This window comes from Rhodanobacter thiooxydans, assembly GCF_021545845.1.
Classification (GTDB): domain Bacteria; phylum Pseudomonadota; class Gammaproteobacteria; order Xanthomonadales; family Rhodanobacteraceae; genus Rhodanobacter.
The window spans coordinates 2,250,239-2,262,218 of sequence record NZ_CP088923.1; the positions used below are offsets into that span (position 1 = coordinate 2,250,239).

The 11,980-nt window shown below is 67.3% G+C and carries 11 protein-coding genes; 8 read left to right on the forward strand and 3 right to left on the reverse strand.

All coding sequences use genetic code 11. The features are described from left to right. The first annotated feature begins 19 nt into the window (after positions 1-19). From LRK53_RS10065 to LRK53_RS10095, 7 genes are all read left to right on the forward strand, one after another. Positions 20-2,161, forward strand: a complete 2,142-nt coding sequence (locus LRK53_RS10065) for an FAD-dependent oxidoreductase (RefSeq protein WP_027491758.1) — start codon at positions 20-22, stop codon at positions 2,159-2,161. 174 nt (positions 2,162-2,335) lie between these two features. After that, the gene (gene arsS, locus LRK53_RS10070) at positions 2,336-3,316 is read left to right on the forward strand and encodes an arsenosugar biosynthesis radical SAM (seleno)protein ArsS (RefSeq protein ID WP_027491759.1); all 981 of its coding nucleotides are present in this window, start codon (positions 2,336-2,338) and stop codon (positions 3,314-3,316) included. After that, positions 3,262-4,395 carry a methyltransferase domain-containing protein gene (locus LRK53_RS10075; RefSeq protein ID WP_235642038.1) on the forward strand — a complete coding sequence of 378 codons (1,134 nt, stop codon included), beginning with the start codon at positions 3,262-3,264 and terminating at the stop codon, positions 4,393-4,395. Before arsS ends, LRK53_RS10075 begins: the two co-directional genes overlap by 55 nt. Further along, positions 4,392-5,078, forward strand: a complete 687-nt coding sequence (locus LRK53_RS10080; RefSeq protein WP_037089004.1) for a TIGR04283 family arsenosugar biosynthesis glycosyltransferase — start codon at positions 4,392-4,394, stop codon at positions 5,076-5,078. The genes LRK53_RS10075 and LRK53_RS10080 overlap by 4 nt, the downstream gene beginning before the upstream one ends. After that, positions 5,048-5,755 (forward strand): TIGR04282 family arsenosugar biosynthesis glycosyltransferase, encoded by a 708-nt coding sequence (locus tag LRK53_RS10085; protein ID WP_037089023.1) that lies wholly within the window; start codon positions 5,048-5,050, stop codon positions 5,753-5,755. The genes LRK53_RS10080 and LRK53_RS10085 overlap by 31 nt, the downstream gene beginning before the upstream one ends. A gap of 85 nt (positions 5,756-5,840) precedes the next feature. Continuing rightward, the gene (locus tag LRK53_RS10090; protein ID WP_027491761.1) at positions 5,841-6,932 is read left to right on the forward strand and encodes an inorganic phosphate transporter; all 1,092 of its coding nucleotides are present in this window, start codon (positions 5,841-5,843) and stop codon (positions 6,930-6,932) included. A gap of 468 nt (positions 6,933-7,400) precedes the next feature. Further along, the gene (locus LRK53_RS10095; protein ID WP_425504553.1) at positions 7,401-8,072 is read left to right on the forward strand and encodes a DUF6969 family protein; all 672 of its coding nucleotides are present in this window, start codon (positions 7,401-7,403) and stop codon (positions 8,070-8,072) included. Between the two features lie 391 nt (positions 8,073-8,463). Here the strand turns inward: LRK53_RS10095 and LRK53_RS10100 are convergent, their stop codons facing one another. The 3 genes from LRK53_RS10100 to LRK53_RS10110 form a co-directional block, all read right to left on the reverse strand. Further along, entirely contained in the window at positions 8,464-8,622 is a 159-nt protein-coding gene (locus LRK53_RS10100; protein ID WP_185754572.1) for a hypothetical protein, read from the reverse strand. Positions 8,623-8,803: 181 nt separating this feature from the next. Continuing rightward, a complete protein-coding gene (locus tag LRK53_RS10105; protein WP_051257495.1) occupies positions 8,804-9,730 on the reverse strand; it encodes a DUF1259 domain-containing protein in 927 nt (308 codons plus the stop codon). Further along, on the reverse strand, positions 9,727-10,698 hold the full coding sequence (locus LRK53_RS10110) for a chromate resistance protein ChrB domain-containing protein (RefSeq protein WP_235642039.1): 972 nt from the start codon (positions 10,696-10,698) through the stop codon (positions 9,727-9,729). Before LRK53_RS10110 ends, LRK53_RS10105 begins: the two co-directional genes overlap by 4 nt. 52 nt (positions 10,699-10,750) lie before the next feature. Here LRK53_RS10110 and LRK53_RS10115 point away from each other — a divergent pair, with 52 nt between their 5' ends. Further along, on the forward strand, positions 10,751-11,971 hold the full coding sequence (locus tag LRK53_RS10115) for an MFS transporter (protein WP_037089010.1): 1,221 nt from the start codon (positions 10,751-10,753) through the stop codon (positions 11,969-11,971). The last annotated feature ends 9 nt before the right edge of the window (positions 11,972-11,980 follow it).

Genomic DNA, 11,980 nt, shown 5'->3' on the forward strand with positions numbered 1-11,980 from the left:
CCGACCGGATTCCGTACGCATGAAAAATCGCACCACGATCCTCCGCTGGCTGATCGTCATCGGCCTGTCCGGTGCGGTCGTCGTGTTCTTCGCATTGGGCTGGCAGCACCAGTTCACGCTCGCGGCGCTGAAGGCGCACCTGCTCGCGCTGGACGCTTTCCGGCAGACCCATCCGTGGCTGCTCGGCGGTGGGTTTTTCCTGCTGTATGTGGCGGTCACCGCGTTGTCGCTGCCGGTGGCCACCTTGCTGACCTTGGCGGGCGGCGCGACGTTCGGCCTGCTGGAAGGTACGCTGCTGGTGTCGTTTGCCTCCAGCATCGGTGCGACGCTGGCGTTCCTGGCCAGCCGGTTCGTGTTTCGCGACGTGGTGCAGCGGCGCTTCGGCCAGCGCCTGCACGCGGTCGACGAGGGCATCCGTCGCGAAGGCGCCCTGTACCTGTTCACGCTACGGCTGGTTCCGGTGATCCCGTTCTTCGTGGTGAACCTGCTGATGGGGCTGACCCGGTTGCCGATACGCGCGTTCTACTGGGTCAGCCAGCTCGGCATGCTGGCGGCGACCGTGGTGTTCGTGAATGCCGGCACCCAGCTGGCCCGCCTGCACTCGTTGTCGGGCATCGTCTCGCCCCGGATCGCCGGCTCACTCGTCCTGCTGGGGGTGTTCCCATGGCTGGCGCGCGGGAGCGTGGCGTGGGTGAAGCGGCGGCGCCTCTATGCAGGCTGGCCGGCGCCGAAGCGCTTCGATCGGAACCTGGTAGTGATCGGCGCCGGTTCGGCGGGACTGGTCAGCGCCTACATCGCCGCCGCCGTGCGGGCAAAGGTTACCCTGGTGGAAAGCGACGCCATGGGCGGCGACTGTCTCAATACCGGCTGCGTGCCATCGAAGGCGCTGATCCACGCGGCCCGGCTGGCGGCGCAGGCGCGGAGCGCGGCCCGCGTCGGGGTGGATGCCGGCGACATCAGGGTCGATTTCCGCGCCGTGATGGACAGCGTGCGGCGCGCCGTGCAGGCCGTGGCGCCGCACGACTCGGTGGAACGCTACCGCGGGCTGGGCGCGGACGTGCAGCATGGCCATGCACGCATCGTGTCGCCGTGGGCGGTCGAGATCGACGGCAGGCCTGTCACCACGCGCGCCATCGTGATCGCCACCGGTGCCGAACCCATGGTGCCGGATCTGCCGGGGCTGGCCGAAGCGGGCTATCTTACCTCCGAGACGCTGTGGCAGCTGCAGGACCCGCCCGGGCGCCTGCTGGTACTGGGTGGCGGCCCGATCGGCTGCGAGCTTGCGCAGGCATTTGCCCGACTCGGTACGCAGGTCGTCCAGGTACAGAGCCACGGACGCCTGCTGGTGCGCGAGGATGACGAGGTATCCGCCTTCGTGCGGGCGCGCCTGTCGGCCGATGGCGTGGACGTGCGTACGGACTGCCGCGCCTTGGCGGTCGAACGCGACGGCGGGCAATACGCGCTGGTCTGCGACCACCAGGGCCGGCGCGCAAGAATCCCCTTCGACACCCTGCTGGTGGCGGTCGGGCGCAAGCCCCGCGTCGCCGGCTTCGGGCTGGAGGAACTGGGCATCTCCGTGACCAGGACGGTGGATACGGATGCCTGGATGGCCACGCTGTACCCGAACATCTATGCCTGCGGCGACGTCGCCGGGCCCTACCAGTTCACTCACGTCGCCGCCCACCAGGCGTGGTACGCCGCCGTCAATGCGCTGTTCGGCTCGATCTGGCGTTTTCGCGTCGACTACGCGGTGATTCCTGCGGTGACCTTCGTCGATCCGGAGGTGGCGCGCGTCGGCCTCAACGAGCGCGAGGCGCAGGCGCGGGGCATTGCGTTCGAGACCACGCGCTATGAACTGGACGACCTGGACCGGGCGATCACCGAGGATCAGGCGCATGGCTTCGTGAAAGTGCTGACCGCGCCGGGCAAGGATCGCATCCTGGGCGCGACCATCGTGGGCCAGCATGCAGGCGAAATGCTGGCCGAGTTCGTGCTGGCGATGCGCCATGGGCTGGGACTCAACAAGATCCTTGGCACCATCCACGCGTATCCGACCTGGGCCGAAGCCAACAAGTACGCGGCGGGGAACTGGAAGAAGGCCCATGCGCCCGAACGAGTGCTGCGCTGGCTGGCCCGCTATCACGCCTGGCGGCGGAAGTGAGGACGGCATGAGGAATCACGATTTCATGCCAGGACAGAGGGCCGGGTGCCGCATGCTTGCCGTGCGACCGGCATGCGAAGGATCACGGCGTACTGTGGAGGCTCTGCTGCCGGGGCGCCCGGACCGGTCCGCACAGGTGCGCCAGCGCCGCCAACATCGCCAGGACATGCTGCCATGAACGCCGTGCCATCTTTCGCCGCACCATCGTTCGCCCGCTCTCTGCGCGAGCATGGGCTCGCCTTGCCGCGCACGCCGACGGAGATCCTGCAGGTCAACGTCGGCAAGCTGTGCGACCTGGCCTGCCAGCATTGCCACGTGGAGGCCGGCCCCGGGCGCACCGAGATCATGCAGGCGGCCACGGTGGAACGCATCCTGGAACTGCTGGCGAATGCTCCGGGCGTGCATACGGTGGACCTGACCGGCGGCGCGCCGGAACTCAATCCGCATTTCCGCACCCTGGTGCTGGGATCCCGTGCGCTGGGCAAGACCGTCATCGACCGCTGCAACCTGACCGTGCTGTTCCGTCCCGGACAGGAGGACACCGCGGAGTTCCTGGCCACGCAGGGCGTCAAGGTGGTTGCCTCGCTGCCTTGCTACAGCAAGGCCAACGTGGAGAAGCAGCGCGGGCAGCACGTTTTCGATCCCAGCCTGCGCGCCCTTCATCGGCTCAATGCGCTCGGCTACGGCCGCGCCGGCTCCGGGCTGGAACTGGACCTGGTCTACAACCCGCTGGGCGCCACGCTGCCACCGGCCCAGGCGGCGCTGGAGGCAACCTACCGGCGCGAACTGGCCGAACACTTCGGCATCGTGTTCAACCACCTGTTCACCATTACCAACATGCCGATCAAGCGCTTCCTGCACCTGCTCGAGCGCGAAGGCCGCCACGAGCGTTACATGCAGACCCTGCTCGATGCGTTCAATCCGCGGGCGGCGCTGGGCGTGATGTGCCGCAACCTGCTGTCGGTGAGCTGGGATGGCGAACTGTTCGACTGCGATTTCAACCAGGCGCTGGGGCTGCCGCTGGGCGGCCGCCGACGCAGCTTGTGGGAAATCGACGCCCTGGCGGACGTCGGGTACGGCCCGATTGCGTTCGCCAATCATTGCTATGGCTGTACCGCCGGGGCGGGCAGCTCCTGTGGAGGATCGTTGACATGACCATGAACCTGGAACAAGACGTCGTCGCCCGCGCGGAAGAGCAGCAATCCGCCGTGCGCAGCTATTACGGCGAAACCCTGCAGTCGAGCCGTGATCTGCGCACCACGGCATGCTGCAGCCTGGAAGCGATGCCGGAAAAACTGCGCTCGATCCTCGCCCAGTTGCACCCGGAAGTGCGCGAGCGCTTCTACGGCTGCGGCTCGCCGCTGCCGCCGGCGGTGGAGGGCGCCACCGTGCTCGACCTCGGCTGCGGCAGCGGGCGGGACGTCTATCTGCTGTCGAAGCTGGTGGGCGAGCAGGGGCGGGTGATCGGTGTCGACATGACCGAGCAGCAGCTGGCGGTGGCCGAGCGCCACCGCGCCTGGCACGCACAGGCCTTCGGCCATGCGCACAGCAATGTCACCCTGCAGCTGGGCGATCTCGCCGACCTGGCGGCGCTGGGCATCGCCGATGGCTCCGTCGACGTCGTGGTGTCCAACTGCGTGCTCAATCTGGTGCCGGATAAGCGCCGCGCGTCCGCCGGGATATGCCGCGTGCTCAAGCCCGGTGGCGAATTGTATTTCTCCGACGTGTTCAGCGACCGCCGGCTGCCAGGCGAGCTGTTGGCCGACCCGGTGCTGCTGGGCGAGTGCCTGGCCGGCGCGCTGTACGTGGAGGATTTCCGCCGCTTGCTCGGTGAGCTGGGCATGGCCGATGCGCGTGTGTGCGCGCAGCCCGATCGCGCTGACCGATGCGGCGATCGAACAACGTATCGGCTTTGCGAACTTCGAGTCGATCACCTGGCGCGCATTCAAGCTGCCGCTGGAGGATCGCTGCGAGGATTACGGCCAGGTCGCGACCTACCTGGGCAGCTTGCCCGGGCACCCGCACCGCTTCGCGCTGGACGACCATCACCTGTTCGAGAGCGGCCGCCCGGTGCGGGTCTGCGGAAACACCGCCGACATGCTCTCGGGCAGCCGCTATGCCGCGCATTTCCGCATCGACGGCGACAAGCGGCAGCATTTCGGCCTGTTCGATTGCGCGCCCGCCGCATCGACCGGCACCGCGGCCAGCTGTTCGTCCGGCTGTTGCTGACATGACCTCGTTGTCGGTGATCGTGCCGCTGGCGCCCGGCGAAACCGAATGGCCCGAGCTGCTGCGGCAGCTGGCGGACTTGCCGAGCGGCAGCGAGGTGATCGTGGTGTGCGCCGATGACGAGTCGCGGCCGCCACTGACGACGTGGCCCGCGCAGCTGCACTATCGGCAGTGCCGCAGCGAGGCCGGCCGTGCCCGCCAGCAGAATCTCGGCGCCGGCCTGGCTACGGGCGACTGGTTGTGGTTCCTGCACGCCGACTCGCGCTTGCGTCCCGGCACCCTGCATGAATTACAGCACTTCATCGGGCAGCGCGCCGAGGCGCTAGGTTGGTTCACGCTCGCCTTTCGTGGCGATGGCCCGCGCTGGACGGCGTTGAACGCGGCCGGTGCCAACTGGCGCGCGCGCTGGCTGGGGCTGCCGTTCGGCGATCAGGGACTGCTGTTGCCCAGGCATTGCTTCGCGGCGCTGCACGGCTTCGACGAGCAGGCGCGTTACGGCGAGGACCACCTGCTGGTATGGGCCGCAAGACATGCAGGGTTGCCGCTGCGGCGCATTCCCGCCGTGCTGGAAACCAGCGCACGCAAATATGCGCGACACGGCTGGTTGAGTACCACGCTCAGGCACTGGCGACTGACCGCGGCACAGGCGTGGCCGGCATGGCGCGCCACGCGGCGGACGAGGGCATGACGACCGCGCTGGCCATTTTCGTCAAGACTCCGGGTCATTCGCCGCTGAAGACGCGGCTGGCAGCCGTTATCGGCGAACGCGCCGCGCTCAACTTCCATCGGCTGGCCAGCGCTGCCGTGGCGGCGGTGGCCGAGTCGGCCCGGCCGCTCATCACGCCTTACTGGGCGGTAGCCGAGGCCGACGACGCGGCACACGCAGCATGGCCGGACTTTCCCACGATCTGGCAAGGGGAGGGCGATCTGGGCACGCGCATGCATCACGTCCTCGAGACCCTGCTGAGCCGGCACGACAGCGTGCTGCTGGTGGGCGCGGACGTGCCGCAGCTCACGTCGGGGCAACTGGCCCAGGCCGCGCAGGCACTGGCCGAGCCCCCGGTGGCGTTCGTGTTCGGTCCCGCCACCGATGGTGGCTTCTGGTTGTTCGGCGCCAACACGCCGGTGCCGCTGGCGATCTGGCAGTCGGTGCGCTATTCGCAGGGCGACACCTGCCTGGCGTTGCGCAGGGCACTGCCAGCGACGGGAAGCATCGCCGATCTGCCCGTGCTCGCCGATGTCGACAACGCCGACGATCTGCCGCGGGTGCTGGGCGCGCTTGGCCGGCTGCCGGAGGCCTTGCCGGCGCAGCGTGCGCTGGCGGATTGGATGCAGCGGCAACTTGCAGAATTTCCAACCGCCTGAATCGTTTTGCCACCCGGATGGCTCTATGGCATGTGGCCTTGTGCCTTACAGCTTCGTCTTCGCGTGACGCTACCCGGGATGCCCGATGGAAACCCTGCTCGTACTGACCGTGCTGTTCCTCGCCGCCACCAACGGCGCCAACGACAATTTCAAGGGCGTGGCCGTCCTGTACGGCAGTCGCCGCGGCGGTTACTGGACCAGCCTGGGCTGGGCGAGCATCACCACCCTGGCCGGATCGTTGTCCTCGGTGTTCCTCGCGCGTGCGCTGCTGAAGGCGTTCACGGGTGCCGGCCTGGTGCCGGCCGAGGTCGCGGCACAGCTACCGTTTGCGCTGGCGGTCGCCGGCGGCGCCGGTATCACTGTCGCGCTGGCCGCCTGGCGTGGGCAGCCGATCTCGACCACCCACGCGCTGGTCGGCGCGATGAGCGGTGTCGGCCTGATGGCGGTCGGCTCGGCGGTGAAATTCGGCACGCTGGGACACAGCTTCCTGCTGCCGCTGCTGGCGACTCCCGTCATTGCGGTCCTGCCGGCCTACCTGCTGGCGCCGTGGCTGCGCCGGCTGACCGCCCGAGCAGAGCGCGAGCCGGAGTGCGAGTGCACGGTGAGTGCGGTGCAGGTCTCTGCGGACGGACTGATGCTGCGTACGGGCATGCCGGTGGCTCTCGCCGGTACCGTGGCCGAGTGCGAAAGCGTCGGGGCCCGGCGGGTGTGGCGGCCCGATGCCCGTGGCCTGGTGGATGGCCTGCTGTATCTCTCCGGCGGTGCGGTCAGTTTCGCCAGGGGCCTGAACGACACACCCAAGATCGCGGCGCTGCTGCTGCCGGTCGCCGCGCTGGACGGTAACGCCTCGGCGCTGGCGGTCGGCCTGGCGATGCTCGTCGGCGGCCTGTTGGGGGCGGCCCGCGTCGCCCGCACCATGAGCGACAGGATCACGCGGCTCGATGCCGGCGGGGCGCTGGCCGCCGGCCTGACCACCAGTCTGCTGGTCGGCACGGCGTCATTCAGCGGATTGCCGGTGTCCACGACCCATGTGTCGGTCGGCGCACTCGCCGGCAGCGGCATCAGCAATGGTGCCGGCGTGGATCGCCCCGTGATGACCGCCATCGTCCTTTCGTGGTTGATCACCGTGCCCGTCGGCGCGATGTTCGGCGCGCTGCTGTATTTGTGGCTCGGTTGAGCGGTGGCGAAGCCGAGCCCACGGCCTTGACGATGATTTTCCGCCGCTCGCGCCGGCCTCCTGCCTGCGATACGGATGGGCACGCTTCACCGCATCGGTTTCCTGAATCCTTTCGTTCGCCGGCGGCCTCTCTGTTGTCGAGACCCTGCGTCTCTACCCGTACTTCTGCCTTTCACCTGCATTGGAGAACCCCATGAAAGCTTCCGTGAAACTCGCCTCGCTCGCCGCGTTGACCGCTGCCATCGTTGCCCTCCCCGCAGCTGCCGCGGACACGAGCGGCGCCCAGGCCAAGTGCGGGCCGGCGACGAGCATGACCAAGTGCGGCGCCAAGTGTGCGGCAGGCAAGTGCGCTGCCAAGAAGCACCCGCACCGGCACATGAAGGCGAAGTGTGGCGCCAGCAAGTGCGCACCCAAATGCGCACCCAAGTGCGGAGCGAAGTGCGCTCCCAAGTGCGCTGCCCAGCACTGATGGCACCGGCGCCTGGCCGGCGGCATCGGGGTCCCGTTGGCGGTACCGACGCCGATGCCGCCGGCCGGCGCTTGCTGGAAACCTACGCCGCCCTGGCGGCGCGCGGCGAGCATTTGTTGCAAGGCCTGCTTGCGGGCAAGCCCCCGCGACAATGGCAGCACTATCCCGAAAACGATGCGATCGATCGGGTCAGTGGCTACCAGTGGTTCTACCACTCGCACTCACCCGAAGATCGACCCGGCGCCACCGAGCACGGTCACTTCCATCTGTTTGCCCGCCGTCCGCTGTGGGCAAGGCGGCTCCGGTCGGGCGCGGAAAAGGCCTTCGCAGCGTTGACCGGCGATCCGCAGGCATCGGTCACCACCCGGCACCTGCTGGGCATAGGCATGAGCGCCAAGGGCGTGCCAACCAGTCTGTTCACCGTCAACAGCTGGGTTACCGGCGACCTGATGCTGAGCGCCGCGAGTACCGAACGGCTGCTGGCCCGGATGCACCTGGACACCAGCCACGCCAGCATCGACGCCGTGCTGGAGAGCGTGGTCGCGCTGTGTGCCAGCGAGATTCACGAAGTCATGGCGGCGCGTGATGCCACCTTGTCCAGCAGGCCGGCACATGGCGTACTGGCGGATCAGAACCTGGAGCTCCTGTCGGAAATGACCATCGTGTTGTGAGCCAGTACCCCAGATTCGTCTTTTGACATCGTGCTGCTCAAGACCCGGGCGCGTCGCTCCACAGGAAGCAGGCAGACATGGCGCTGGAACGGTCTCTGCACGACCTGGCTTGCGCATGACTACCGCGAGCGGCCAAAAAACCGTCTCTGAAACGTCCCGGACCCATGTCGAACGAAATGATTGGAGAACGTTGTCGAGGAGCAGGGAAGGAGTGGCTTCCGCGAATACCCGGATCGGCGCATGAATCCAACTGGGAATTTGCAGTCTCTTCAAGTTGACGCCTTTGGACCGCACCGGTCGCCCGGAGGGCGACTTGGAGAGCGACATGCGCATCAGGACCCCGGCGCCTGTACCGGAATTTCGAACGCATGGCATCCACGGCGCACCCGATTCATCTCGACGCCTTGCGGGGCAGGCGGGTGCTGCTGAGCTTCTTTCGCGATGCTGCCAGCAGCCGCACCTCGGTGTGGTTGGCCGTGGGTTCGCCCGGATGCGGGTCCTGTTGGGTCAGCACCATAACGGACGTGGATGCCCAGGCGAGTTCGTCCAAAGCACCATCCAGGTGGATGGTACTGTCAGGAACCCGCAGCACGCGGATCTCGGCGGGTGAAGCCGGTACTGACGATGGCGCTCTGCGTGTGCGCCCGCGTTGCCGTGGTGGCCGTCATCATGGCCACCCCGATCGCAAGCTGCAGCGACGCACTCCGCATGGTGCTCCTTGGGCGTGATGGTCAGTGCTTCGCGCTGGCGACCTGGGCATCCAGTGCCGCACGGAATCCGTGCGCGAGGTCGGCGGCTTTGCCCTTGCCCCAGAAATGGGTGAAGTAGTAGTTGGGATTCTCACCCATCATGTGATTGTGCAAGGCCACGATGTGGATACCGGCCTTGCGCAGCGCCTGCAGTACCGGGCGCGCCTCGTCGGCTCGCATGATGAAATCGCCATCGATGGACGCCAGGTCATCGCTACCGCTGAACGCGGCCCAGGTGGTCAACCCCATGGATGCGCCAATGGGTTGTCCGTGCATCTGTCCCTCTCGTGCGATGGTGGCCTTGGCCACCCCATCGGTGACCGGTGCAGGGTGCCCGATGATCGTGGCGATCGATGTCGCATTCAATTTGCCCGGAGACGGTGTGGCGCCGCCGAACCCTTGCGCAGGCTGAGGATGGGTTGCGCGTACCGCTTTCACCGCATCCCACACCGCTTTGACGCCAGCGGCCAGCTGCGTCGGTGAACCCTCGCCACCGATGTGCATGAAGTACACCTTCGGCTGGTCGTAGAAGAAATGGTTGTGCAGCCCGGTGACGCTCAAGCCGTGCGCGAAGGCGGCGTCCATGGCGGCGTCGACCTCGTCCTGGAAGACGACGGTGTCCCCCATGACCATGGCCTGATCGCCCATCGCGGTGAAGGACGCCCAGGAGCCGAGGCCGGCAGCCGGCGACAGGCGCATGCCGTCGACGGTGACCGGCACGTCCGAGCGACTCCAGCCGATCTTGACGGCACCATCGGGCTGCGCCTTGGCGTCGACGCCGGCGGCCTTGCCGATCGTGGCGGGATCCAGGGCCGTGGCGACAGAGGGCAGGGCTGCCGCGGTCAGGCTGAGCGCGATCAGCGCGAGGCAAAGCGGGCGCAGGGAGGGGCGGAAAATGCGAGCGTTCATGGCGATTCTCCTGGTGGGTCGAGGTATGCGGCGTACAAACAGTCGAGCACGGTGGTCATGTCCTGCAGCAAGCCGTCGTCGTCGTTGCCGCGACGGCTTCGCGCACCGGCCATGACACTGGCAAAGCCGGCGGCATCGGCGGCCGGCACGCCACCGATGTCGAGGTAGTGGATCAGGCGACCCAAACGAGCCAGGCCGGCATTGCGATCCAGGTCGAAACTGGTCACCAGGACTTCGAAACTCACCCGGGCACCGACGTGGGTGAACGTGGCACCGTCGAAATCGAAGCCCAGGGCGTCAGCTGGACAATCCGCGGGCTGGTCCAGCCAGAGGAAGCGGGCATCCGGATCGATGAAACGCCGGATCAGCCAGGCCGAAGCCACCCGATCGATCCACAGGTGCTTGCGGGTGGCCCAGAGGCGAGCGCGGTACTCGGCGGCGTTCCGGCGGGCAATCAGCCCATGTGCAGCGTGAGGTTCGTCCTGCGCGAACTGGCCGTTGAGGGTCTGCTCGGCATCGCGCAAGGCGGTTTCGGCGTGATCCCGCGCCTTCCCGGGGAAGAAATCGACGGCAACGACGCCCTCCACCGCACGGCGCGCCGCCGCCAGCCGTCGGCGCGCCTCGTTCTCTGCCAGACCGGGCAGCTCGACCATCACCATGGACAACTGCTCCAGCCCTTCGGCGTAGAGCGCCGATCGGTCAAATGCGCCTCGTAGCTGGGCTTCCTGAGTGGCATCGGTCGCATGGAACGGCACGATCTGGGCGATCCCACCGATACGCATGACCTCCTCGGCCTGGGCTTGGAAAAGGTCCCGGGCCGACGTGTTGTCCGGCAGTACATACACCCCGTCGCGCAGCGCCTCGGCGCCGGCTCCTTTGAGCGCACGCCACAGCCGCATGCGTGGTGTCTGGCTGCGTCCCGGCAGCGATACCACCAGCATCAGCCAAGGCGATGGATTTGTTTTCATGTAGCGTACGCTACATCCATGTAATAGCATCTACAAGAACTCGGATCTGCCTATGAATTTAGTGGCCGCATCCTCACGGCGGACGTTCGATCCGCTGTATAGCCTGTTTGCCGCTCGCGCATTACGCGATTTTGGCGACAGCTTCGTCGCGATCCTGCTCTCGGCCTATCTGCTGGCACTGGGTTTTTCGCCGTTCGCGGTCGGCGTACTGGCCACTGCCTCGCTGCTCGGTTCGGCGTGCCTGACCTTCGCGGCCGGGTGGCTGGGTGCACGCTACGGAGTCCGCCGGCTATTGCTGTTCGCCGCCGGACTGATGGTCGCCAGCGGGCTGGCGTTCGCCATCTTTCGTGATTACGGCGTTCTGTTGATCGTCGCCTTCGCCGGCACGATCAACCCGTCCGCCGGCAACGTCAGCGTGTTCGTGCCGCTGGAGCACGCCGCACTGGCACGCGAAGCCGGCGATCAGGACCGCACCCGGATGTTCGCGCGCTACAGTCTGGCCGGCGCCTTGGCCGCAGCCTTGGGTGCACTCTTCGCCAGCGTCCCCGAACTGGCAGCACCACTGGGCGTAGGCCGGTTGACCACGATACGGGCCATGTTCGTGCTGTACGCCTTGCTAGGAGTGGCGGGGCGATACCTCTATACGCGCCTTCCCCGGCATGCCGTCAATGGAGCGGCCGTCCCGGTGAGTGCACTTGGCCCTTCGCGCAGCATCGTCATGAGGCTCGCGGCCCTGTTCAGCCTGGACGCCTTCGCCGGTGGATTCGTCGTGCAATCGCTGCTCGCCTTGTGGTTGTTCCAGCGGTTCCATCTCTCGCTGACGGCGGCCGGTGTGTTCTTTTTCGGCACGGGGTTGCTGTCCGCGCTGTCGTATCCGGTGGCCGCGCGACTGTCGCGACGGATCGGTCTGGTCAACACGATGGTGTTCACGCACATCCCCTCCAGCATCGCGTTGATGCTCGCGGCTTTCGCCCCGTCGCTTGCGCCGGCGCTGGCATGGCTGCTGGTGCGCGCCGCGTTGTCGCAGATGGATGTGCCGACACGCTCGTCCTACGTGATGGCCGTAGTGACCGAGCCCGAGCGCAGTGCCGCCGCCAGCTTCACTTCGGTGCCGCGCAGCCTGGCATCCTCCGCGAGTCCTGCACTGGCGGGTGCGCTGTTCGCAGCTTCGTCTTTCGCCTGGCCGCTGCTGATCTGCGGCTCACTCAAGATCCTCTACGACCTGCTGTTACTGGCGCAGTTCCGGCACCTCAAGCCACCGGAAGAACGGTGACGTCATGGC

Coding starts and splice junctions, on each gene's coding strand:
- LRK53_RS10095 (WP_425504553.1), top strand. CDS start 7,401: ATGGCACCGGCGCCTGGCCGGCGGCATCGGGGTCCCGTTGGCGGTACC.
- arsS (WP_027491759.1), top strand. CDS start 2,336: ATGAACGCCGTGCCATCTTTCGCCGCACCATCGTTCGCCCGCTCTCTG.
- LRK53_RS10090 (WP_027491761.1), top strand. CDS start 5,841: ATGGAAACCCTGCTCGTACTGACCGTGCTGTTCCTCGCCGCCACCAAC.
- LRK53_RS10080 (WP_037089004.1), top strand. CDS start 4,392: ATGACCTCGTTGTCGGTGATCGTGCCGCTGGCGCCCGGCGAAACCGAA.
- LRK53_RS10085 (WP_037089023.1), top strand. CDS start 5,048: ATGGCGCGCCACGCGGCGGACGAGGGCATGACGACCGCGCTGGCCATT.
- LRK53_RS10065 (WP_027491758.1), top strand. CDS start 20: ATGAAAAATCGCACCACGATCCTCCGCTGGCTGATCGTCATCGGCCTG.
- LRK53_RS10105 (WP_051257495.1), bottom strand. CDS start 9,730: ATGAACGCTCGCATTTTCCGCCCCTCCCTGCGCCCGCTTTGCCTCGCG.
- LRK53_RS10110 (WP_235642039.1), bottom strand. CDS start 10,698: ATGAAAACAAATCCATCGCCTTGGCTGATGCTGGTGGTATCGCTGCCG.
- LRK53_RS10115 (WP_037089010.1), top strand. CDS start 10,751: ATGAATTTAGTGGCCGCATCCTCACGGCGGACGTTCGATCCGCTGTAT.